18 protein-coding genes are annotated in these 23,539 nt (G+C 54.0%); 5 read left to right on the top strand and 13 right to left on the bottom strand.

The annotated features are described in order from the left end of the window. Positions 1-24 precede the first annotated feature (24 nt). From Pla144_RS05670 to Pla144_RS05650, 5 genes are all read right to left on the bottom strand, one after another. The gene (locus Pla144_RS05670; RefSeq protein WP_146448640.1) at positions 25-843 is read right to left on the bottom strand and encodes an alpha/beta fold hydrolase; all 819 of its coding nucleotides are present in this window, start codon (positions 841-843) and stop codon (positions 25-27) included. Further along, on the bottom strand, positions 840-2,720 hold the full coding sequence (locus Pla144_RS05665) for a hypothetical protein (RefSeq protein WP_146448638.1): 1,881 nt from the start codon (positions 2,718-2,720) through the stop codon (positions 840-842). Before Pla144_RS05665 ends, Pla144_RS05670 begins: the two co-directional genes overlap by 4 nt. A 133-nt stretch (positions 2,721-2,853) precedes the next feature. Then, positions 2,854-3,294, bottom strand: coding sequence for a response regulator (locus tag Pla144_RS05660; RefSeq protein WP_146448635.1), 441 nt, complete (start codon positions 3,292-3,294; stop codon positions 2,854-2,856). A gap of 20 nt (positions 3,295-3,314) precedes the next feature. Further along, entirely contained in the window at positions 3,315-4,589 is a 1,275-nt protein-coding gene (locus tag Pla144_RS05655; RefSeq protein WP_146448633.1) for a serine hydroxymethyltransferase, read from the bottom strand. A gap of 113 nt (positions 4,590-4,702) precedes the next feature. Next, complete coding sequence (locus Pla144_RS05650) at positions 4,703-6,031, bottom strand: hypothetical protein (RefSeq protein ID WP_146448631.1); 1,329 nt, start codon at positions 6,029-6,031, stop codon at positions 4,703-4,705. Positions 6,032-6,237: 206 nt separating this feature from the next. On the opposite strand from Pla144_RS05650, the gene Pla144_RS05645 reads away from it, so the two are divergent. Beyond that, positions 6,238-6,660: a hypothetical protein gene (locus Pla144_RS05645; RefSeq protein WP_146448628.1), complete on the top strand. Its 423-nt coding sequence runs from the start codon at positions 6,238-6,240 to the stop codon at positions 6,658-6,660. A 21-nt stretch (positions 6,661-6,681) separates the two neighbouring features. On the opposite strand, the gene Pla144_RS05640 is transcribed toward Pla144_RS05645, so the two are convergent. From Pla144_RS05640 to Pla144_RS05620, 6 genes are all read right to left on the bottom strand, one after another. Continuing rightward, entirely contained in the window at positions 6,682-10,200 is a 3,519-nt protein-coding gene (locus tag Pla144_RS05640) for a hypothetical protein (RefSeq protein WP_146448626.1), read from the bottom strand. 215 nt (positions 10,201-10,415) lie between these two features. Beyond that, positions 10,416-12,662 (bottom strand): biotin/lipoyl-binding protein, encoded by a 2,247-nt coding sequence (locus tag Pla144_RS05635; protein WP_146448624.1) that lies wholly within the window; start codon positions 12,660-12,662, stop codon positions 10,416-10,418. Between the two features lie 12 nt (positions 12,663-12,674). Further along, on the bottom strand, positions 12,675-12,845 hold the full coding sequence (locus Pla144_RS25280) for a four helix bundle protein (RefSeq protein WP_261342316.1): 171 nt from the start codon (positions 12,843-12,845) through the stop codon (positions 12,675-12,677). Further along, a complete protein-coding gene (locus Pla144_RS05630; protein WP_261342315.1) occupies positions 12,772-13,008 on the bottom strand; it encodes a four helix bundle protein in 237 nt (78 codons plus the stop codon). The genes Pla144_RS25280 and Pla144_RS05630 overlap by 74 nt, the downstream gene beginning before the upstream one ends. Positions 13,009-13,099: 91 nt before the next feature. Continuing rightward, positions 13,100-13,990: an efflux RND transporter periplasmic adaptor subunit gene (locus Pla144_RS05625; RefSeq protein WP_146448621.1), complete on the bottom strand. Its 891-nt coding sequence runs from the start codon at positions 13,988-13,990 to the stop codon at positions 13,100-13,102. 433 nt (positions 13,991-14,423) lie between these two features. Continuing rightward, a complete protein-coding gene (locus tag Pla144_RS05620) occupies positions 14,424-16,565 on the bottom strand; it encodes an efflux RND transporter periplasmic adaptor subunit (protein ID WP_146448618.1) in 2,142 nt (713 codons plus the stop codon). Positions 16,566-16,955: 390 nt separating this feature from the next. Here Pla144_RS05620 and infA point away from each other — a divergent pair, with 390 nt between their 5' ends. The 3 genes from infA (at position 16,956) to Pla144_RS05605 (ending at position 19,807) form a co-directional block, all read left to right on the top strand. Continuing rightward, positions 16,956-17,180, top strand: coding sequence for a translation initiation factor IF-1 (infA, locus tag Pla144_RS05615; RefSeq protein ID WP_146448616.1), 225 nt, complete (start codon positions 16,956-16,958; stop codon positions 17,178-17,180). Between the two features lie 299 nt (positions 17,181-17,479). Further along, positions 17,480-19,159: a hypothetical protein gene (locus Pla144_RS05610; RefSeq protein ID WP_146448614.1), complete on the top strand. Its 1,680-nt coding sequence runs from the start codon at positions 17,480-17,482 to the stop codon at positions 19,157-19,159. A gap of 129 nt (positions 19,160-19,288) precedes the next feature. After that, the gene (locus Pla144_RS05605) at positions 19,289-19,807 is read left to right on the top strand and encodes a glycine cleavage system protein R (protein WP_146448611.1); all 519 of its coding nucleotides are present in this window, start codon (positions 19,289-19,291) and stop codon (positions 19,805-19,807) included. Between the two features lie 773 nt (positions 19,808-20,580). Here Pla144_RS05605 and Pla144_RS05600 read toward each other — a convergent pair. Together Pla144_RS05600 and Pla144_RS05595 are read right to left on the bottom strand one after the other, a co-directional pair. Continuing rightward, positions 20,581-21,150 (bottom strand): DUF2585 family protein, encoded by a 570-nt coding sequence (locus Pla144_RS05600; RefSeq protein WP_146448608.1) that lies wholly within the window; start codon positions 21,148-21,150, stop codon positions 20,581-20,583. 20 nt (positions 21,151-21,170) lie between these two features. Continuing rightward, positions 21,171-22,754, bottom strand: coding sequence for an alpha-N-arabinofuranosidase (locus Pla144_RS05595; protein WP_146448606.1), 1,584 nt, complete (start codon positions 22,752-22,754; stop codon positions 21,171-21,173). A gap of 358 nt (positions 22,755-23,112) precedes the next feature. On the opposite strand from Pla144_RS05595, the gene Pla144_RS05590 reads away from it, so the two are divergent. Beyond that, a complete protein-coding gene (locus Pla144_RS05590) occupies positions 23,113-23,508 on the top strand; it encodes a 4Fe-4S dicluster domain-containing protein (RefSeq protein WP_146448604.1) in 396 nt (131 codons plus the stop codon). The last annotated feature ends 31 nt before the right edge of the window (positions 23,509-23,539 follow it).

Here is a 23,539-nt window from a genome sequence, read left to right as displayed (position 1 = left end):
TGCCTCCGGCCAAGTAAATTACTCTTACCCGCCAGTCATTTCTGTGACGAATCGTTGGAGTGATTCGCTGACAGCGCCCGCGTTTTCCATGGTTGTCATGTGTCCCGCTTCGGGAATCTCCACAAACTGCACATGCGATAGTGATTCGGAAATACTCCGCATTTCTGCAGGAGGGCTTATCGCATCCTCAGTCCCCACGATAATTAGCGCCGGTTGCGAGATCTTGGCGAGTTTCGCGGTCACGTCTTCTCGCTCTGCCATCCCTCGCAAAGCCGCTGCTACCGCTGCCGGTTGGCATGACCGCATGATCTGGGTGACCTGCCTAACGACTTCTGGCCGTTGGCTAAGCGTCGCTTTGCTCAGCATCTTGGGGAGCATTCCCGCGACGAGTGAATCCGTTCCTAGCCGAAGTACTTCGTCTGCCGTTTTGATTCTTCCCTCCCGGGCCTCGGCCGTATCGGCTACCGCACGGGTATCACAAAGCACGATTGCTTTGACTCGCTCGGGATAACGGAGTGCGAACTGCCACAAAATGTAGCCGCCCATTGAAAATCCGCACAAAATAACAGGTTCCTTCACGCCGATCTTATCCAACAGCCCCAGAATGTCTGCGGCATACTGGTGCATCTCGACGCCCTGCTCGGCATCCTGAGGGCCGAGCGTCGATTGCCCGAAACCACGCAGGTCGGGTGCGATAACCCGCGCATGGTCGCTCAGCGCGACGATTTGCGGAGTCCACATCGCGTGGTCCAGCGGAAACCCGTGCAACAACACCACAGGCTGTCCGCTCCCAGAGTCGGAGTAGGTCAGTTGGATCGTATCGAGTTGGACGGACTTTATCACGGTTTTTCCTTATCCTTTGCGTGGCCTTCAGCCAGCGCCTTCTCAAACATTGCTAATTGTCTTCGCATCACTTGCACCTGTGGATGTTTTTCGACGGCTTGGCGCTGATATTTGATCGCGTTCTCAAGATCGCCGGCAGCAAAGTAACAGCGTCCCAATGTGTCCAGGTAGCTCGGGCTATCAGGAGATAGCTCCAATGACCGCTGCGAATATCGAACCGCTTTGCCGAAGTCCCCTTCGGTGTTACTCACCAACCATGCCCAATGGTTGTACCACACTGCCTCGTTGGGATATTTCTCGATCAATTGATCGACGTCATCTGCCGCCTGACGAATACGCTCTTGCACCTTGGCGTGGTAGGCCTCATCCTGACCAGGCAGTCGATACATGGCGATCAGAATATCAGGGTCTTGCATGTCGGTCTGATAGGCATAGGCTAAATCTAAGTGCTTCCGCTCGCCAGCATGATCTCCTTTTTTACTTAGATCGCAGGCCGTGAAATACTCGCGACTCTTTCGTAGGTCGCTGATGAGATATCGCAACTCATTATCTTGTAGGATTGATTGCTTAAGCTGGGGGTCGGCATCGACCTTATCAACTACCTCAGCCATGAGGTTAGCCGCCGCTTGGTCTTCACCCCGATCGTGCAGGCACCAGCTGGCGAACGACCGTCGGGCGTCCATCGACTCCTTGCTGGCAACCTCTGCTTGTTCAATAACAAGCTGCCATTCCTTCTCCGCCCAATCGTGGTGCCCATATTCCGCTATCAAATCGGCGATGTTCGACCGCTCGGTGATATCACCATCGACTAGCTCGTAGGCCCGCACGGCAATCTCCGAAGCATCGGCATCCTGGCCCTTTTCAGACCGAGCGATGGCCACCAAATACAAGAGGAACCGATCCTGTTTAATTTTCTCGCTGTAATGAACTTCCGTCGCGTCGAGGGCATCCCACTCTTTCTGGTTCATGGTCCAGATCAATGTCTTTGCCAGGATATCTCGCAGTCGGTTTTCCCGCTCCTCTCCAAGCTTCTCTCCTTGTTCGACCATGAGATCGATGCGACGGCGGAGCGATTCAAATAGCTCAGTAGGATGTTGTTCATCTGCACACAACTGAATGTGAAACTGCATAAGTTGCAGTACAATGTCCAGGCTAGTCGTCTCGGGCTCGTCAGAGATCAAGGAATTTTCGGCATCGATGAATGACAACCACTCAGCGGAAATAACTTTAGGATTCTGTAGCTGATCGGCATAGGTTCGCAGCCACCGGGCAGCGTCCCGCGGGCTTTCGCCGATTTCCTGTCGGATGCTAAGCGCGACCTTGTCTGCCAATTTGTTGTGTTTTTCCTGGGCATCCAGCACCGCCAGGGCGGCGTATTTTGCAAGCAGAGGGGAGAGCTCGAAATGAGCGATCCGACTCAAAGCGCCAACTCCAATTGCCTCTTCGAGTGCGGCCAAATGCAAGATAATTTCGCGCTGCTGTGTCTGCGAAGCTTTGGGGTAGGCCGACATCAGTTCTCGCACTTCGTCGGGATCGTCTACCCTCACCAAATAGTCAACCGTGATACGATGGAGCAGATACTCCGCTTGGGTAGCAATCTCCAAGTCTGCATTGGTCTGTGCCTCCTGCAAGTGGTCGAATGCCAAAGCACCGATGCTAATCAATTGCGATTCAGCCTCACGGCGGAGAAGAAAATCGTCACTCCCCAATTGGGCAATGAGCTGTTTTATCCTCAATATTTCGGCGTCGCCATTCCCGACAACAGTCGAAGATTCGGGGCGAGTCTTGAAGGTCTCATCTCGAGATGCAGACGATGCTGCAGACAGGAGCAAGCTACTGCAAAGGACGAGGGTCCAGGTTGAGGCACAGACTCGCATGGTATTGCTGGCAACGAAGTAAAGGAAACACTGGGCAGACTCTCCCCCTCATCATACCCATTTGGGTCGGCACGAACCATGGCTGAATGGATGTCAACGCCCAGGGATCATAATCCTTGGGCATTGGTGGCAACTAGCGACCTTCTTCCATCTCTTCGATGTAGCGCCGCAGGCGTTCTAGTTCGTCTTTCATACTGCGATGCTTAAGCATCAGTTCGACGCGTTTGACCAGTTCGAGTTTGTTCACCGGCTTGGAAAGAAAATCATCGGTGCCCGCCTCGACGGCACGTTCGATGTCACCCAATTCGTTCAGAGCCGTGACCATCAAAATCATGATGCCACTGGATGCTGGATCGGCCTTGAGTCGCTGGCAAACCTCAAACCCACTCAACTTGGGCATCATGATGTCCAGCAGGATCAGATCGGGATTGAACGAGGCAACTTTGTCAAGCGTATCCTGCCCATCGACGGCGACAGCAGTCTCCACGTCTAGCCCGGCGAGGTATGCCTCCAAGAGTTCGACGTTGGCATCGTTGTCGTCGGCAATCAGTACGCGATGTTTAGATTCACTCATTCTTGTTGCCTTCAATTGATTTAGTTAACGCCTGCAACCAGCTCTTCACATAGCGCCGCTGCGGGGACGGGGAACTGCTCACACAGGCCACGCACTTCGCCGCGAATTCGCTCGTGAGTAGCTGAATCTTCCGGAGAGCGAAGTGCCTCCAGGATCCATCGACCCACAGATCGCATTTCATCGGTACCCATGCCCCGCGAGGACAGTGCCGGCGTTCCCAAGCGGATACCCGAGGGGTCCATCGGCTTACGCTCATCGAAGGGGATCATGTTTTTATTGACCGTGATACCACAGGCATCGAGCGCCGACTCGGCGAGCTTGCCACCAATTTCCATCGGAGTCACATCGACCAGCATGAGGTGGTTGTCGGTGCCGCCACTCACGAGCCGCAAACCACCAGCGGCCAGAGTCTCAGCCAGTGCCTTGGCATTGTCGACCACTCGCTGCATGTAAATCTTGAAATCTCCCTTGAGAGCCTCGCCGAAGCAGACCGCCTTGCCAGCGATGACATGCATCAACGGACCACCCTGAATACCCGGGAACACACGGGAGTTAATCGTCTTGGCGTATTCTTCCTTGGCCAGACAGAGCCCACCGCGCGGGCCACGCAAGGTCTTGTGTGTGGTAGAAGTGACGAAGTCGGCCAGCGGAACGGGGCTGTTGTGCAAACCAGCCGCAACCAAGCCCGCGTAGTGGGCCATGTCGACCATTAATTTTGCTCCCGAGCTTTGGGCGATCTCTGCAAACTTGTCATGGGGAATCTCGCGCGGATAAGCACTTGCCCCCGCGACGATTAACTTGGGTTTGTGTTCCTTGGCCAATTCAGCGACCTGATCAAAGTCGATGCGGTGATCTTCCTTGCGAACGCCGTAGTTGACGAAGTTGTAAAGCATCCCCGAGATATTCAGTTTCATTCCGTGAGTGAGATGCCCGCCGTGGGCCAGATCAAGGCCCAGCACTGTGTCACCTGGTTCCAGGGCGGCTAAATAGATCGCCATGTTGGCCTGCGAACCTGAATGCGGTTGCACGTTGGCGTACTCAGCGCCGAACAGTTCCTTGGCGCGGTCGATCGCGAGGCTCTCGACTACATCGACATGCTCGCAGCCACCATAGTAACGGCGCCCAGGATATCCTTCAGCGTATTTGTTCGTGAGGACACTCCCGGCGGCCTGCATCACCGCGGGGCTGGTATAATTCTCGCTGGCGATTAATTCCAGGCCGTCTTCTTGACGGGTCATTTCGTCGGCAACGGCCGCCCATACATCGGGATCATTCTCAGCAAGAAAGTTAGTCATATAGTTAATAGGCGCTAGTTGTTAGGCGCTAGGCGCGAGTCAAAGAATAAATGGTAGCCGCGATTTATCAAATCGTTGGTCCTGTCCTATTGTTGAGGCACCCCCCAGAAGTGTCAATTGGTCGACTTTGAGGGTTCAATCCTCACTTCTAGAGCCCCCTGGTTATCAGACAACTCAGCCGGAGAATCGTTCACTCGCAAGTAGAGGACTGTATCGGCGGCGGGTTTGATCGTCGCTCCCATTCCAATCGCCAGCGGATGGGCAAAGTCGGACTTCTCATTGGCCGGTGAATCTCGTTGCGATTTCACACTCCGCAAGACACCTAGCAACATCCCCAGCGGTTTGCCGTCTAGATAACGGATCGTGACACCTCCCGGCTCGCAAGGCCAGGGCTCGCCGTCGTTGGCTATTTCGTAACTTCCTGATGCCGTCACCTGGTACTCCAAACCTCCACGAAGCAACCACCCTGTCGACTGCCATCCGCGATCTACTTCGACCGATGTCATGGCAGACTCATCAACCGCTTTCGCCGCACGGTGCTGCATGGCCATTTGCTCGGTGTCGTATCCATAGTCCATCTCTGCGACGAACGCCTCCCATGCGACGTTCATATCGGCCCACTCCTGGTGAAACAACTTGCGAAATCGCGAGTTGAAATCCGGCTGCTGAACCAATCGCGGGAGTTTACGAAATTTCTTGCCGTAGTCTGGATGCGAATCGAGAAACTTGCATAGCGCCCAGCTCCAAGCGTAAGCCTCGGTGGTGAGCGCCTGACGATTGTCAATCGCAAGCACTTGACCTAGCGACAAGGCGGATCCATTCGCGTGAGCTTCGAGGATCAACTTAATGCGACCCCAGAGAGGTACTTCTTCCCGATTGGACGGAAACACGTTCAGGTTCAATTGCTTCTCTTGCCAGCGATGGGTTCCCAAGAGTTCCGCCGTCCCTTCCATGTACCACCCTGGTCCAGCGCTACCCAGAAACGCCAGCATAAAACTATGCGTCCCCTCATGCAGCAGTAGGTGTCGGCGGTAGTAATCGCTATCCTGCTCATCGAGCCACAGTTCATTCCCCACTGCGTAACCATTGAGATATTCATGATGCCCCTCGGGCAGTAAGCCCAGCGCTGCGAACTTGGCCCGCTCGCGAATCAAGAACCCCTGCACCTGCCAATTAGCAATCTGCTTTTCGGGTATGCCAAAATACTCGGCCCACTGCCTGATGGCGGCATCGAACACTTGGGGAAGCTCATCAACGGCGGTGCTGGCGGGAACATCTGTCCAAAGCTTTAGATGTTGGCCGGTGATTTCGCGAATACCGACAGACGCGGCGCGGGCCAAATCGACAACGCGGGGTGCGGGCCAATCGCTGGGAGTTTGGGCAGAGGCAGCAATGGTTGAAACTGACAAGACCGTAAGTAGTAGCATGTTTATGAGAGGCATTACTTAATGTTACCTTATCCGTATTTTGTCTTCTCCCCCAACTGCCACAGATCCTAAAGTAAGACTGCAGACAGGAATTGTATTGACTAGTGGATTCCTGATTGATAATCCTGGAAGGTAGGGGAATAGGTATATTAATTCTCTCACCACCCTACTTTTTCTTTGTCGTCTATTCTCTAAAAATTTGGAGAGGAGGCACTAATTCAATGCACTCGGAAGAAAATCCCAAGAAGCTTGGCCTGGAATTCTCCCTCCAGCGACCGTCTCAACTAGAAATCGACCGCATACCTGATTCACGTGATGGCCAGGGTAATATCATCTATCCGGAAATTGACGCCGACGGGGATCACGTGCATTTTGAGATGGTCCCCATGGGAGGCGATGCCATCTTGTGGTTAACCGTCCGCCGAGGCGTTACCCCTGAGCTTGCCTCCACTTCTCTGCGCAAGATAGCCAACTTAATTGATCGGCACGGCCAAAGCCTCCTCAACCTCTTGGAAGGAAAGGAGGGCTCCTTCGATGAAACAGGTGAACTTGTAGCGGGCCCGCTTAAACTCGAATATGACGAACACGGAGATCTCATCATTCCGGAGAATTCTGCACCAACAAGGCAAAGGTCGGTTCGCTGAAAAATGACGCTATGACTTTTCTTACCGCTGCTTGAACAGCTTCTCAAGCTGCCGGTTGATTTCACCACCAATGGCCTGACGGGCGGTGTCGCGCAGCAGTTGCTTGGTGAGATTCGCCATGGCCTGTTGGTCGACTCGTGGTTTTTCGAATGTGCCGTAGATTGGGACCTGCAAACTTTGACCTGCAAGACCCTTGAGGGCGTCTTCACCGTCGATCCAACGGTCTTGGATGGGGATGTCGATCACCAGTGCCAGGCTCTGATCGAAACCTACCGAACCTTGTGAGCGAACCGGCACGTCGTCGATGGTGAATACCAGATTCCGATGATAGACGCGGCCTTCGACGACCTGAAACTCGATCTGCTGATCATGCATCGAGAGCAAGCGGGCAGGTTTCGGGGCGATGCCACCTTGCAGCAGGTCCTTGCCCTTTTTTAGTGCTTGCAATTGTTGAATCGTAGTGGTCAGGTCGGCAACCATCGGTCCGGGGAGGACGGTCAGTTCATGTACAGCCAGTTTTCCTGCGGTGTGCGTTAGTTTTGGATCATCAAGCGGGATTTTGGTCTCGGCAAGATCCACCGAGAACTTGCCATCAACCCGCGTTGCCCCCGCGAGAATCGGTGCAACGTACTTGAGCATTTGCTCGCTGACCGCAGGCGAAATCTGCACATTCGTGAACATTGGACCCGCCGGGAGGAACATTTGCTGCGGCGTCGGATCGAGTACCACGCGAGGACTCGCCATGAACCTCCCCTCGCCCATCGCAAGATCAAACGGAGCGATTACAAGCTGCCCTGCTCCGAGTGAGCCCTGCAGCTTGCCGGTTCCGATGGGCAATCCGAAGACCGAGGCGCTGGACCAACCCCCTTCGGCGGTCGCCTGCCACAATTGCGACCAATGATCCGACTCACTTTGCGAGGGCAATCGTCCTCGGGCCTCAAATCGCACGACGCGATCCCCTTGAACGCGCACCGCAGGTCCTGCGTAATTTACGATCAACTGGTCGAGCGAGGCGGGGTCATATTGTGTACTGCCCTGAACCACAATCTCTCCACCCTCTGTCGGCTTGTCCCAGGTAGCCTTGCCAGTGACTTGCACTGTCTGGCCATCGATGCTGAATTTCTCCAGCGCGATCTGCTCACGGGCGATGTTGTAAACTGCTTTGCCTGTGGTACGTAATTTAGGCTCGGACCACACAATGATTGGCTGCTGTTTTGTCGTACTCCTACTGGATGCCGATTTGACTAACGCAATTGCTTCGCCGTCCAGAGAAAAGTCCGCAAGAATTTGTTCAGAGTTGGTGGCCAGCCGCAATACGCCGGCAGCCGTGCCGCGCGGCCAAGTGGCTTCGCGACCCCCAACTAACCCTGCGGCCGATGCCAACCGTTCCAGATCGGTTCGATAGGCAATCTCGCCGGTCACAACTGGCAATGGTTTTTGTGAAGTTGATTGGCTTTCCTCCAGATCAACTCGCACGTCTCGCGAGCGGAACGCCACGATGCTCCCTGCCAATTGGAACTCTCGCGAATGCAATCGATGGGCCTCAGCGTTCCAAAGGCAGTCGCCCGAGAAATTCACCTGGGGATCGTCCACCGCCATCTCGCCTTTGCGGATGTGTAAGCCTTCGATACTTCCCACCATTTCGCTGAGGGCCATTTCCTTCTCAGCAACGGTAAGCTTGGCTTGCAGCTTGGCCTGTCCGGAAATCTCGTCGGGGATTCCCTGCATCCAAGGTCGCAATCGACCTGCCCAGGAATCGACGGGTCCGTTTCCCTCAATCTTCACCTGCCAATTCGCTACGGACTTGAGATCAACTGCTTCAAGCAGTGTCACTGCCAATTCATCGCGATCTCCATGCAGGCTCATCGAACTGGTTGAGAGCGATTTTGGCAGCATGTGTTCTGCGCGACCTGCAGCCCGCAAGTCGACTACCAACTGTGGCTCCTCCCACAACAGTCGTTCACCACGAGTGACCACGAGTTCGCTCAATTTCACGTCTGCGAGAGCCTCGAACTGCGTATCGGAAGTGGTCGTGTATTGAAAGTTACCTCGCGCATAACCACGGCACTCCAGGCCTTGCAGGTCAACGAACTGCCCGAGTTTCTCGACCAGCTGTTCCAAGTCGATCTGAAAATCACCATGCATGCGGTCATCGGTCGATACGACCGTAGCAGCCGTAGACGGGGCCGTGAGTGTGAAGCGATCCAGGCGAGGTCCGGCGGGCGAATCCTTCCATTGGGCTGCAATCTGCACAGGATCCTCCCAGCGAATCGGGCGGCTGCTATCCTGGCCCGCAAGATTCGCGAGGGACACTTCCGTGGACCACGAAAACGCGCCTTCACGGAGGCCGCTATTGGCATTGAACTCAACCTCCCCTGCGTCAATGCGAACCCCTTCGCGTACTTGCATTGCATGGGGAAGCATTTGAGCTAGCCGCGCGAGCGAAACCTTACCAGAGAATTTCATCTCGCGGTGCGGCAGATTTGTGAGACTCAGCGCCTTGAGTTCCTCGAGGGCCAGCGAACCTTGGGCGGCGACATCGGCCCAATCGCATTTGAGTTTCAATTCGTTGATGCCAAGCTCACCGTGGGCGAAGCTTCCTTTCCAGGGAATTTCAAGCCGATTGCATTCGAGTCGATCTCCCTGGAGTACTTCGCCGGAGAAGGCGAGTCCGTCGCACTCTGCCCGTCCCCAAGTAGTGAGCGAAAGTGGACCCTCACTCTTTGGATTCCACAGGGCATGCGCATCAAGCGCAGCGGTGCCTGCCAATTGGCACTCGCCTACGGTGCGCGTCAAGAAGGGTTTCAAGGGGGAGAGCAACAATCCCTCGGCCAGCAGGTCCAACTGCTGTTGGTTGTCGTCGGCATCCTGGACACGAAATTTGACCCGCCCAGTTCGATCGTCGGCATACCGCACATTGGCCGAACCCTCCGCCGCGGTGAGTCCCCGCTCTGCGGAGAGGGCGGCAGAGAGATTGGCCTCTTCGACCTGCCATTTGGTCTCGGATACCGCATCGTAGCCTTGCACACGGCCGTCTTCGATCTCCGCTTGGAGCGTGATCTTCGCTGCGATTGATTTGGTTGAGTCAACTGTCTCTCCCGGGAGCGACTCCTTTCGTTTGCGGACTGCCGAGAGAAAATCTTCCACGTTGCTACCATCGGAGCGGGTCGTCACAAACGCTACCGGTCGCACTACGCGCGTCGTGCCGAGAATTCGCGATTGCAGCGCAAGCGCCGCGAGAGAGCGCTCGATGGTGAGCGACTCGGCTGTCAGCAATGGGTTTCCGTCGGGGGCAATGATGGCCACGTTCGATAGTGATTGCGCGCCAGTCCAAGAGAATGCACCTTGTTCACTCTGCACGCACCACCCACCCGGCGGCATTTGCCAATTCAGCAGCGTATCACGCAAAGGTGAGTGAGAAATGATGGTTGGCAGGGCCCCAACGGTACCCACGACTAGCAGCAAGAAGACAATCAGTCGCTGCTTGAACCGATTCTTGCGACGCGGTTGCCGTTCCTCTGTTTTCCGTCGCCGAGCCATAGCGGTATCCATCGCTGAGAAGTTGCGCGGCCCCTACTGCGCACAGTTCCATTTGTACGTCCCATTTTAGGCCCACTTGAGAATCGAGCCTAGAGCGAGTCGTGCTGGGGGAGTGCTAGCACGTTAGCCGGCACCGTCTCGGTGCCGTTTAAAGCATGCAACGTGCGGACTACAGCACTGGGACGGTGCCGGCTAACATATCAACTGCATCATTCTTACAAATCGAAATTAAACGTCCGCTTCACGTAGCGGAACAGTCGACTGGCCAGGGTGCGGGGCTCCGTCTTGATGCGGGCAGTGCCCGTGAGGCCGTTGCGGAACATTCCTAGCGAATTGTCTAACTTTACCTCGGCCTGATAGGAAGTGGTGAGTGGTTTGACTTCGCCACCAGGGTCGTGCTGCGCGGGGACCGCGCCGCCCGAGGTGCTAGCCAGCCGAGGGCTGATGTTTTTCATTTCGTCATCGGCCATTGATTCGAGTGTGCTGACAAAAACATGGTAGGCCGACTCATTGAACATGAGCCGCACTTCCTGCCCTTCTCGCAGCAGATCGAGGTCGCGCTGATTGATCACCAGCACGGCGTCCCACTCATTGGGGTCGCCGATGTGGCAGAACAAATTCTCTGATCCGTCGGGTGAGAATGTGGCACCGAGATTTTTTTCCTCCATGGGCCAACCAGACCAGCTGGCTAGCTCGACCTCCGGGTTGGAACGCGCCTCAGGGCGATACGGAGGTGGAATCACTGTGCCAGCACGTGGAGCAATCAGTTGGAGTCGATCCAGATCTCGCTGTTTCTGGGCAAGCTGCTCGTCGAGTGATGACAGGCGTTTGCGGACCACGTCGATCTGCAAGCCTGCATTTTGATCGTGAAACTGCAATTGGTAGAGGCTATCGAGTTGGGCCTGGTTTGCCTCACGCTGACCCTGCAATCGCTCGACCTCTAGCTCCAGGTCAATGTTACTTAATTGGGCAAGCAGTTGGTCTTTCTCCACATGCTGGCCCGGCTCGATCATCACTTCCTCAAGCGTCCCCGGCACATCAATGTAGACCGACTCCGCTCCGCGCGGCTGGAGTTCGAATTCGCAGGTCACACTCGACGGAAACGGGATGAAGAGGATTCCTCCGACTACGGCTGACAACAATGCCAGCGACGCAAACATGCGGACCTTTTTCACTTTGCTCACCCTCCCCGGGATGCGGAAAAACTTGAACACTTTCCAAAACGGCATCACGATCATGCCATACAACGAAGCTAAGGCAATCGCCTGCCCTAGGATCTTAAGGCCATATGGCTCAAACACTTTGTTGAGAAAATACAGAATCGAGAGCAGAACGAACCAGCGATAGAAAAATGACGCGACCGTGTAGAGCGCGAACCACCCCTGATGCCTATGCGGCAAGAACGGGTCGTCTGGCTCTTCGAGTCCCAGGCACCACCAGCCGAGTTTGCGATTGAGAATGGTGCTCGCCTTCTGCCGCAGATTGGGGATCTCCATCAGATCACTGAGAATGTAATATCCATCATAGCGCAGCAGCGGATTCGCATTAAACACGATGGTACTCACAGAACTGACAAACATGATGTTTAAACAGAGATAATTCAAGAATCCTGGCTCACTGAACCACCAGATAAACGTGGCAATCGAAGCGATGACTACTTCGACATACATCCCCGCCGCGCCGATTGCCGCCCGATGCCATCGATTGGGGAGCATCCAGGAGTCGGACACGTTGCAATAGAGACACGGCGTAAGCACCAAGAGCATGATCCCCATCTCATGACATTCGCCACCAAAATGTTTGCAGGAAAGGCCATGACCAAACTCGTGGATGATCTTGGTGATCGCCAACACACCGGCAATCACGAGCCAATTTTGGGCCGCGAAAAAGGAATGGAAGGATGGAAGTTTGGATTGAAAGACGTCGAACTGGACGATGACCAACGAGAGGGCACAAAAGGCCAAGATGCATGCACAAATCGTGGCCGGCACGGAAAAGAACCAGCGGACCCAGGGATAGATCGCGTTAAGTATCCCTTCTGGGTCGATTCCTCGCATGCGAAACGACAGAATATTGCTGAAGTTTTGGATGAGCTCCTGCTTACGCTTTTCATCCCGCCGCTTTTTGAGCTGGACCCCCTGCCCCGCCGAGTCGGACAGCACCAGCCCGCTACGGTGCAACATGCCGATGAAGTTCTGTAGCTCTTCGACTCGGATGGTTTGTGGGGGGAATTCCTTTTCAAAACGTTCAGCGATTTCTTCGAGACTCGATTCACCATCGAGCATCTGCAAGATGGCGAACTCTTCTTCCTCGAACCGAAAGTATTGTAGCCCGACAGGATCCTTCACCACCCAGTAGACCCGCCCCTGGTAGCGTTGCTTCCGAGCCTTCAGATCAGGCCGTACCCGGATCGCCAGCTTCCGCGACGAACTCGAAACAATGCTTTGAGCGAGGGTGGCCATGTAGGGAAGAGGTTAGGGGTTAGAGGTTAGTTTCGATCGCAATGATTTTTGTAAACCGCTCAGCATTCGACCTTCTTCCGAAAGTATTAGTAACAGTTCTTGAAATTTCTCAGGCTCTCCATACTTCAATCGCAAGCAAAGTTGTAAGAATGTTTCGACTTCGCATAGCGATCCTACTGCTATCGAAAGATGATGGAGATATTCTTTTGTCGAGTTCCTTCCATTCCCCCTCTGCAATATTCGCTGGGATTGAACTTGCCGCGCGTCGCAATTGACTTGTTAAGCCATACAATTCTTCGCGCGGGAAGGGCCGAGTAAAAGCATAAATCTGTTCAGCAATATCCATTCCAAGTTGCCACACCTTCAGGTCATGATGGGTACGAATCTCGGTTCCCATAGTTTCCCCCATCTAACCTCTAGCATCTGACATCTATCCTTTATCTCAAATGAATTGTCATTTTCGCGCGTTGACCCATACCTGGTTGCACGACCCAGAAGCCTCCCTCTTTGGCGTTTTCGACTTCGGCTCGCACGAGGTAATTGCCTCCGCTTTCGATCAATTGACCCACATGGACCACCTTGCCGGGCAATGCAATCTCACGGCCTCGGGCACGGGGGATCGCCACCGTTACCTCGCGACCCTGGAGTTCATTGCGATCATAAAGCCTAGCGGGAACTTGAGCCTCGACATGCAACACGTCGAAACGCATCAGTGTCAGAATAGGATCGCCCGGATTGACCCATTCCGATTTTTCGCGGTAGAGCTTGACAACTTCCCCGTCAAAGGGAGCCAGGATCACACGCTTTACCAAGCCAACTTGTGCCGCTTCGAGCTCCGCTCGCTTGGTGTCGGCTTCAAGACTGGCCATCACCCGATCCTTTTGTGCCTTCTCGATCTGGAGGTCTGACTTCTGAACGACTAGCTCTTTCTGAATAACCTCGATGTCTGGCACCGATCCGGGAGTACGTTGATTTGCTTCTTGGCTTTTTTTCAAATCAATCTTGGCGACATCCCTTGCCGCTACGGCATATTGTTCTTCAATGTCGTCCTTGACCCGTTCCTCTGCCGCCCTTAAGCCAGCCTGCGCAGCTCTTACGGCCGCCTTTGCTTCGCGGTCGTCGACGACTGCGAGCTTTTCCTTGGCCTTGACTTGCGAGCCTTCAATAACGGGTAACTCCATGAGAACACCGTCCTTCTGGGCAGGGATCTCGACTTCGTCCTTCACTTTGACGATGCATCGCTCAAATACGGGGTCGCTCGTCGTCTGCTCCGCGCGTGAAGAGGTCGCAACTAGGGCAGCTAAAAGAATGGGTAAATACGTTCTCATAAATCTGTTCCTGACTTTTCGATATTCCAGCTTTCAGAAAGCCCCAAAGGGGCGGTTCTATGAAAGCCCAGGGCAAACGCAAGCGAGCCTCAGCGAGTTTTCGTGACGCCATGGGTAATGTATTGAATTTGCTCCTCGGCCGAGCAAGACGCTTGCAATCATGACTCGCATTGCCGAGGCCGAAAAGAGTTCGCGCTGTACCTCGAACTGTTTCGGCCTCGGCAATGTGTCAACGAATGGAACGTCAACCGCTCGACCGATATCCGGTAATTTTCGTCTAACCCTGGGCGGCGCCCCAACCCGCTAAGGCTCGTTGGTCCTTGCCCATGGCTACTATAGCGCCGTCCCTTCGGGACTTTCGATGTATTCAAGCTTACACTCGCCAAACTCTCTCTGGCTCTCAACCCTCAACTCTCCACACTCAACCCCTTCGCTACAGTCGGAACAATATTCTCGACTGCACAAACTCAAATAGATCGTGCAGCAGTACATAACCCACGGGTTGTTTGCCGCACATGATTTTTGCTTTGGCGTCAGCTCCTACCTTGAGTTGATTGGCCGGGTCGTCCACCAGTCGCTTCAAATCTTCTTGCGGAAACGATACTCGAATGCGGACCGTGTTGCCCTCTTCGCCCATAACCTCGGCGCTGGTGTCAATCTCTTCTACTGTGCCGGTGAGATGATCGGCGGAGTGCGTGGCCAAGATAAAGGAGACCTGCAATTTGGCGTCAGGGTCTTTTTCCCGGAGCTTCTGCTGATACTCGATGACGTGCCCCATCTTGGCTTCGGGAACATAGATCTCCAGCTCCCAGTCGCTGGACGGGTCGGCGATCTCCATCAACCGATTGCCGCGGCTGACGGGGCGATTTTCCAACAACTCTCTTACCCGAAAGGTAACCACCTTTCCATCGATCGGACTCGTAACGGTGAGCCGCTCTTTCTTCTGCTCCAAGAGCTCGTACTGTTTCTCCAGACTAAGCCGTGTCGCCTCCAGCTGCGCGAGCCGACCTGTCAGCTGTTCGACCTCGGCGGGATCCTTCTGCGGATTATCGCCGAGCATCTGCCGTTGGCGGTCCGTGGTAATTGTTTCTTCCAGGTTGCTCGCTATCTCTCCTTGCAGCTCGGTAAACTGCGCCTCGAGTTCGAGACTCTGCATGAGAGCAAGCACGTCTCCTTTTCTGACTGCTTCTCCATGGCTGACGGGCACTTTGATCACCTCGCCATCGATTCCGGGGAAGATATTGCGGCGCAGCTCGGGAAGCAGTTTTCCATCGGCCACCATAGTGAAGTCGTAAGGAATTGTACAAAGGGCAAAAATTGCCCCCGCGATGGCTATCGCAGCCAGCAAAGTCTTTGGCAGGTTTCTTGCGGTCAGTAGTACCTTGGTCTTGCCCAAAGTTCGCCACAAGGGCAAAAGAAAAAGGCCTTCAAACTCCTGAGCGTTGCCTAGTGATGTCACGCTGTGTCGGCGGACCACATCGATCCGCTGGAGCATCCCTTCAGGAGGTCGACTGTCGACAAGTTGCTCAATGACGATCGCGCCCAAGATGTTTTCGCGACGCTTGTCTTGATTCTCTTCTGTGTTTTCCTCGAGATCCTTGTCCGACTCCCGCAATGGCAACACGGCCAATTGCTTGGTATGAGACTCATCAACATAGGCATTAACCGCCTTTTCTACCTGTGGAGCGAGATCCGTTGTGTCTCCGGTGAACCACAGATCTTCTCCCGTACGCGAAACGGTGGTCGCCAGATTTCTCAGCAGTCGAACCACGTTCGAGCGCTTATCGAATGTATCCTGACCGCTAATGGCAGAGACCTGGTATTTGGTCCCCTTACGCAGTACTACCGTGACACGGTCGCAACCGATCAGCCGGCGTCCTTCGTTAGCGATCGTGTAAGCTGTTTCCCGTGAGTCGAGTGCCTTGTGAACCAACGTAGTAAAAGCTTCGAGTTGCTCCCACAAGGTTTGCTTGGTAGCAAAGTGCAACAGACGGCGATTCTTGACATACTCTCCCGCCAAGTCGCTGATCTGCACCAGGAATCGCAAGTAGCCGCGTTGAGTGGTGGGCCGACCCCCGGTGCGTTGGAAAACTTCCATCACCCCTTCGACGCCCCGATCGCTAGTGATTGGTGCGAGTATCAGGAGAAACTCTGTCGGATTCGCGGCAGCCTCTTCGTTCTCTGCATCGCCTCCAGAGTAGGGAGGTATGATCGTCGGCTCCCCTTTGGCGATCACTTGCGTGAGCAGCCGACCGTGCTGAATTTGGGCCTCCTCGCTCTCAGCGAGTCCTGTCTCGCGAAGATTGACCTGATACTCCAGCTTGAGAGGCCCACCCTCGTCGAGCATCCAGACCACTCCCCCTACCGCTGCGAGGGCCGACACGGTCTTGTCCATCGTCGCCGAGAAAAAATCGGCCGGCTCGATGTCGGACTTGCTGAGCTGGACTACCTCCTGAACAAGGCTCTGAATCTCATACTTCGCGCGTTGAATAGCCTCGTCATCCATCGACGCGCTAGCACCTTGACCCGCAGAGGCTTGGGAAGGATCGGAGGAAGAAGAGGAAGATGTCGACACAGTAATCCGTGAAAATTGAAAGCTTACCGGGAATTCACCTGGATATCAGCTGATAGCAAACGATGACTAATACCGCTACTGCACTGGCATCCCCAGTCTAATTCTATATTCTCTGGCCCAATAGAGTTACGTCAAACTGGCCGGGTACTTTTCAGGGCCAACACGACCGGACGATCGTTGCCAGCCTCGTAAATACCCTTAAATCCGGCATCGCGAGACGCCGGCCTAGACCAACCGGACACAAGGGGGATCGCAATTCCGAGCCGATTTACGGACTACCGGCTTGGTATCTGGTATTAATAATGGTAATATTGTAGGAGCCTGTTGCTACAACCCTTCCGGGGTGGGCATCAGGCTAGTATCTCAATTATTGTCTCACTCGGAGAATTTATGACGAAGCAGAAGGAAGAAGCCCTGGAAGTTGAAGGGGTAGTGACTCAAGCCTTAGCGAACACCCGATTTCGTGTCGAAATCGAGGGAGGGCACGTCGTGACTGCCCATGTTGCTGGCAAAATGCGTAAGCACTTTATCCGCATCGTCCCTGGCGACAAAGTCCGGGTCGAACTCTCCCCCTACGATCTTACCAAAGGCCGCATCACCTTCCGCGAGAGATAATTGATCTCGCTGCTAGCTTGTTGGATGACATATTTCTCTCTGGCAAGTGCATCTCTGGCGGTGGTTTCCAGCCCCCGTCGATTTAGGACGGCGGCTGGAAGCCTCCGCTTCTTTGCGGGAATTTCTCTCAAATTTCGGCAATATCCTCGTCGTGCTGCTCGTATAACAGTATAACTGTCTCCCAGTATGCTTAAATGACTAGCGTTACGCGGGAACCCCATCGCGCTCTACCGCGTATTGCAGGGAACCTTTTCGCGGTTCCTAACCTAAACCTACGGAGTATCACTGTGAATTATCAAATGAACCGACTGATCGGGTCGTTGGCCCTCTTACTTGCCTTTTGCGGCGTGACTTATGGTCAGGCCCAAACACCAGCAACCGTTGATGGTGCCGGGGAAATGAAACCCATGGCGCTGTTGACCATTTCTGGCTACGACGAACTCAAGGAGGACATCAACTTTCTTGGAAGCCTGGCTGGCCAACCTCAATTGGCGGCGCAGTTTGAACCTTTCATCATGGGATTCGTGCAGGGACTCAATAAGACTCAACCTCTTGGTGTTGTACTACAAACAGACGGTATGAATTTTGCCGGTGCCATTTGCCTCCCAATTGCAGACTTCGCCACCTTTTTGAAGAATCTTAAAGCATTCGGGATCGATTCCTCTGACGCCGGAGAAGGTATCACCCAAATTTCTGCCAATGGCCAGACTCTGTTTGGCAAGCAAGGCAATGGCTGGGCCTTCCTCTCGATGATGCCCCAGATGCTGGAAAACTTGCCGGCGGATCCCGCCAAAATCTTCTCCAACTTGTCGGAGGAGTATGACTTGGGCGTGCGGGCCAACATTCAAAACATCCCTGAAGCGTATCGCCAGATGTTGATTCAGAATGTCAAGGCGGGCATGGATGCAGGCATGAGGCCCATGCAAGACGAAAGCGACGAACAATTCGAGACTCGCAAAGCGATGGCCACGGCCCAGGTTGAGCAAATAGAGCGCATGATTAAGGAAATCGATGAGGTCACCGTTGGACTCTCGGTGGACAATAAACAACAGCGTACGTTTCTAGACATCGCCTACACGGCCGTGGCGGGTTCGAAACTTTCTCAGCAACTCGCTGAAATGGCTGATACGAAAACAAACTTTGCCGGTTTCTTTCAGCCTAATGCAGCTGGCATGTTGATGCTCGCGTCGAAGATGCAAGAGAGCGACATTGCTCAAATGCAGCAGATGTTTGGCGCGTTCCGGAAACAAGTTGAAACAGCGATCGACAAGCAATCGGATCTTCCCTCCGACGAAGCCAAAGAAACCGCAAAGAGCGCTGCCAATGACTTCATGGATGCCATGCTGGCAACCTTGACTGCCGGCACAATGGATGGCGGAGCCGTTCTCAATCTAACGCCTGAATCGCTTTCTTTCGTGGCTGGTGGCTTCATAGGCGATCCTGCCAAAGTGGAGAGCGGACTCAAGAAACTTGCCGAATTGGGCAAGGATGATCCCAAAATGCCCGCGATCAAATGGAATGCTGCAAGCCACGACGGAGTGAATTTTCACACGCTCAGTGTACCTACTCCGGATGAAGAAGAACCCCGTCAGCTCTTCGGAGAAACTGTCGAGATGGCTGTTGGGATTGGCAAACAGTCGGTTTACTTTTCTCTAGGCCGCGATTGCATTGCGACTGCGAAGAAGATCATCGAAGAGTCAGCCGCCAACCCTGGCAAGGCGGTCGCCCCCATGGAAATGAGCCTCTCGATTGGCCAGATTCTCAAGACAGTCGCAACCTTCGAGCCTGATGATGAAACCTTGCAGATGGTCTCCGCCGCTTTGGAGAATGAGACCTCCGGCCGTGATCATGTTCGCATCGTTGCCCAACCGATCGACAATGGAGTCCGCTCGCGCTTCGAGATCGAAGAAGGAGTCATGCGAGCCATCGGCGTAGCCGCCAAAGCCCAGCAAATGCAAGCTGCCGGGGCCCCTCGCTAGTTGTAAGTCCTGGAGAGTTGGCCTCAGCAGGACAGGCCGTCGAAAACCATAAGGGCATCGACTACTACAGTAGTCGGTGCCCTTTTTGCTATAATCCGCCATACCATCGAATCATTTTTGGGGACCAATATGCAGAAAACTTCACTCGTGCTGACTGTCCTTGGCCAAGACCACCCAGGACTTGTCGATTCGCTCGCCGCGATTGTGTCCGAGCATGGAGGCAACTGGGTCGAGAGCCGCATGGCCCATCTGGCCGGACAATTTGCCGGTATCTTGCGCGTGGAAGTGGAACCTCAACAGGCCGAAGCCCTCACCGCGGCTATCAAGCAACTCACATCTAGCGGTCTAGACTCGATAGTCTCTGCTGATCCCAGCTCCGCTACGGCCGAGGGAGGCAACCTCGTCGATCTCGATCTCATGGGTGTCGACCAACAAGGTATCGTCCGCAAGGTGAGTCAGGTACTCGCCGCGCGTGGCGTCAACGTAGAGCAGCTGGCTACCGAGTGTATCGCGGCACCCAACACCGGCCAAAGCCTCTTCCACGCCACTGCCAAGCTACGCTTGCCTGAGGGGCTCAATACAGAATCTCTGCGCGGCGCGTTAGAGGAAGTCGCCGCTGACTTGATGGTTGAGCTCAAATTGGAGTGAGATTCGAACCGCTATTCAATTGGGATCCCAATCGTTCCCGGGCATAAGAATACTTATAGACGATTGACTTAGCAGGAGTGCTGGAATCTACGCTCTCCGAATTATGCCTGTCCTATTGCACTCGGTCCCTATTTGCGAGAGGTCTTTTGCAAAGACCTTTTCCCACTCTGGCCCAAAGTTCTCTGTAGAAATTGGCCGTCAAATTCCAGATAATAGGCCTCGCTAACCGATAGGCGTGATCTTTGACAATTGAATCCTGGACCAACCACAGACCCGCTAGCTTAGAAATAGCGTGTCCCCAACGGTCCTTCCAATTGCGTTAATCAGACCCTCGCCCGGGTGCTGAGGCGCAAAGTGTGCGCAATCATCTCAACGCACATTTTTGCGCCTTCGCGCCTTGGCGAGAGGCCTCTTCCACCCCCAACAATGGCCCATCATCAATGAGTTTTGTTTTACAAAACTCACAAAAATCAGCACCTCCGGCGACGACGTAAACTTCAATACAACAACACTTTGCAGTAATTCTTCCCCACTGAAATCGAGGGGGTTTTGTTTTTGAAAAAAAAGTTTTCGGCTAAATCGACGCGGCAAAACTTCACTTTAGGACAGAGGCGAACATGACCTTCGGCCGAACAGTTGGCTATAGATCGGTACCTGGGGTGGCACTGCGCTTACCCCAGACTACGATGATCGAAGGCCTCTGGCCAAACGCCGAAGTTGAAGACTAACAGCTAATGACTAATTGCTAACTGCTAATAACTAACAACTTCCCCTCACCTCAACTGCCACTGTTTAATCACCTCTATGGGATAAAACAACATCAGCACATTCAAGAGCAAACTATCGCGGATTGTGATTAGCAGCACGACTTCGATGGCGAAGAACAAAACCCAGGTAGCATTCCAACCGATTTTTTTCGCGACCACCAGTCCCAGCCAGCAGGCCAGAACATCCCCCAAGCTATTAACGATGGAATCGCCCGTGTAGCCCAGGGCAGCAGTCGCACTGCGATAGCGGTCGATCACGAATTGAGAATTCTCAATGATCTCCCAGCCCGCTTCGATCGCCAACGCCAGCCACACCTGCCAGGGCCACTTCCAGCTTTTGGCCAGCCAGCCCACCAAAAAGCACAGCACCAAACCGTGTTGGAAATGGGTGAACGTGAAGGGATCAGCCAGATGTTGTGAGGTATGCGAACTCGCCGGATCGCTGATCCACAAACGCAGATTGCCGCATGCGCAAAACCACTCTCGTCGTTGGGCGCGTAGCTGAACTACCATCAAAGCGAGCGTGATGCCCACTGCCCACAGGGGCCAATTCTTGCGCTGAAGTATTTTTATCACTGCTTTGGTGGCAATTCCAATTATTTGGATAGGGTGAGTACCACTAGCGAATGGGGCGGCAGGGTCGTGTTCAAGGTAGTTGCGCTGATCGAACAATCAGAGAACTCGCTTGGCTCAACGCGATTTGGCTGGTCAAAGGTGTTGTGAGCATCGAGGGCATCCGCAGTAAGCACTCGGCCAGCGACTTGACTGGCATCGATATCGGCCAATTGGCATTTCAAATCGACCGATTCAAGTGCATGCGTGTTCACGAGGGAGATATAGACCGTGCCATCGGTCGCACGAGACGCAGAAACACTCACGGCAGGGATCGACTCGCTTCCCAACGAGTATCTAGGTGACTCCAATTTCACAGGCAGATACTTGGTATCCTGATGCACCTTGCACATCTCAAATGCATGATAGGTGGGAGTGAGCAACATTTTCGGACCCTCAGTCAGAATCATCGCCTGTAATACGTTCACCGTTTGGGCGATGTTGCACAGCTTCACGCGCTCATGGTGCTGCTGAAAGATATGAAAGTTAAGTCCCGCCACTAGGGCATCACGAAGAGAATTTTGCTGGAAGAGAACGCTAGGATTAGTTCCCTCTTCTTCGCGATACCAAGTCCCCCACTCATCGACAAACAAATGTCTGTATTTTTCAGGATCTGTGGCATTCATAATAGCCTCGGTGCTATCGAGAATATCTCCCATACGTAGAGTACTGTTGAGAATTCCAAACCATTGGACTTCGCTAAAGCCGGTGGCACGCAATTTATCATGCCAAGGTGCGGAGAGTGTGTAATAATGCAGCGACAACGCCTCAGCCTGGCCACTAACACGTGGAAAAACCACACTCGTCCAGTGATCGTTGCCACCATTAGGTCCACAGGCAACCCGCATGAGGTGGTTGCCACTCAAGTCGCGGCAGAACGTGGCAAACCGCTTATAAAGATCGGCGTAGAACTCAGGGGTCATATTTCCGCCACAGCCCCAGTTTTCATTGCCGACGCCGAAAAAGGGAATCTTCCACGGCTTCTCTCGACCATTGGCCCGCCGCAGGTTGGCCAATTCACTATCGCCATCGAACGTCATGTACTCGATCCAATCGCGCATCTCTTGCGGACTGCCACTCCCTACATTGCCAGCAACGTAGGGTTCAGCGCCGACGATTTCGCAAAGGTCAAGAAACTCATGCGTGCCAAATGCGTTCGTTTCAATCACCTGTCCCCAATGGATGTTGATCCGCTTGGGTCGCTCCTTACGCGGTCCAATGCCGTCGCGCCAGTGGTAGTCGTCGGCAAAGCATCCACCGGGCCAACGGAGATTCGGGCAATTCAGCTCCTTGAGGGCGGCGATCACGTCATTGCGAATCCCGCGCGTATTGGGAATTGACGAATCTTCGCCCACCCAGAGGCCATCGTAGATGCATCGGCCCAGGTGCTCCATGAAATGCCCGTAAATGTGCTTGCTGATAGTTCCCTGCTCTTGATCGCCTTGAATAGTTGCTGTCGCAGAGAGCGTCGCTGCCTGGGCAGCGACAACAATTTGTGGGAACAAGATTAACGCCAGAATGAAATGGATCGCGTCAGAGCGGATGAGGTAATTTGGCTTTCCAGGCATCAATAAACTCCTACAAGGCAAGAAATGACGATCGGCTTTGCCAGCACTCACAAGTACCTGCCAAAACGTAGATTGGTAGCATTCTGTCAAGAAAACACTGGGTCGCAAGTCCCCCTATACAAGCGGAATAAGTCAGTGAGGTAACCCATTAAGGAGAAACATTTGTCTCAAACTACCTGCTTCTCGCTTTCGGTCGTCCTGTCTCGTTAAAGTGGCCCATCCCGTGAGAATTGAACCTGAAAAACCAGAGGCCCGCTTGGCTAGACGCCGATAGTAGGGTAAGATTGTGACAGATTTCACAATGTAGCACTCTGCGGCACGTCGCGGAGATGCCATCCTTTGCACCCCTCGCTTAGCCATGGCCAAACAAGGTCCCCGCAAAAAAGTCCCCAAAGAGTTGGCGATCATCAACGCCGACAACTGCACAGGCTGCGAATCGTGCCTGGAAGTTTGTCCCGTGGATTGCATCGAAATGCGCACTATTGAGGCAGGAGTCCTCAAAGGGAATCAGCAATGGTGTGAGATCGACCTCGAGCGTTGCGTTGGCTGCGAGGTTTGTGTCCACATCCCCGGCAAAAAGTCGAATCCCTACGAATTGAAGGTTTGCCCTTGGGATGCCATCGAAATGGTACCGACAGAACTGGCAGCCCAAGTGATGGCCCAGGTCGGCGGCCCCCCTCAGTACATTCACGACAACTGGGATCGGCTGGTAGGCACGGCACAGAATCTTGCTGAACTGCGGGCAGCGAACTAAAGCGTCATTTGTTGCTGCTTTTTCTCTTCTC

It is taken from the genome of Bythopirellula polymerisocia (assembly GCF_007860015.1).
GTDB classification, from domain to species: domain Bacteria; phylum Planctomycetota; class Planctomycetia; order Pirellulales; family Lacipirellulaceae; genus Bythopirellula; species Bythopirellula polymerisocia.
The sequence above is the reverse complement of the archived record's forward strand: the minus strand, read 5'-3'. Positions and strand labels throughout refer to the sequence as shown.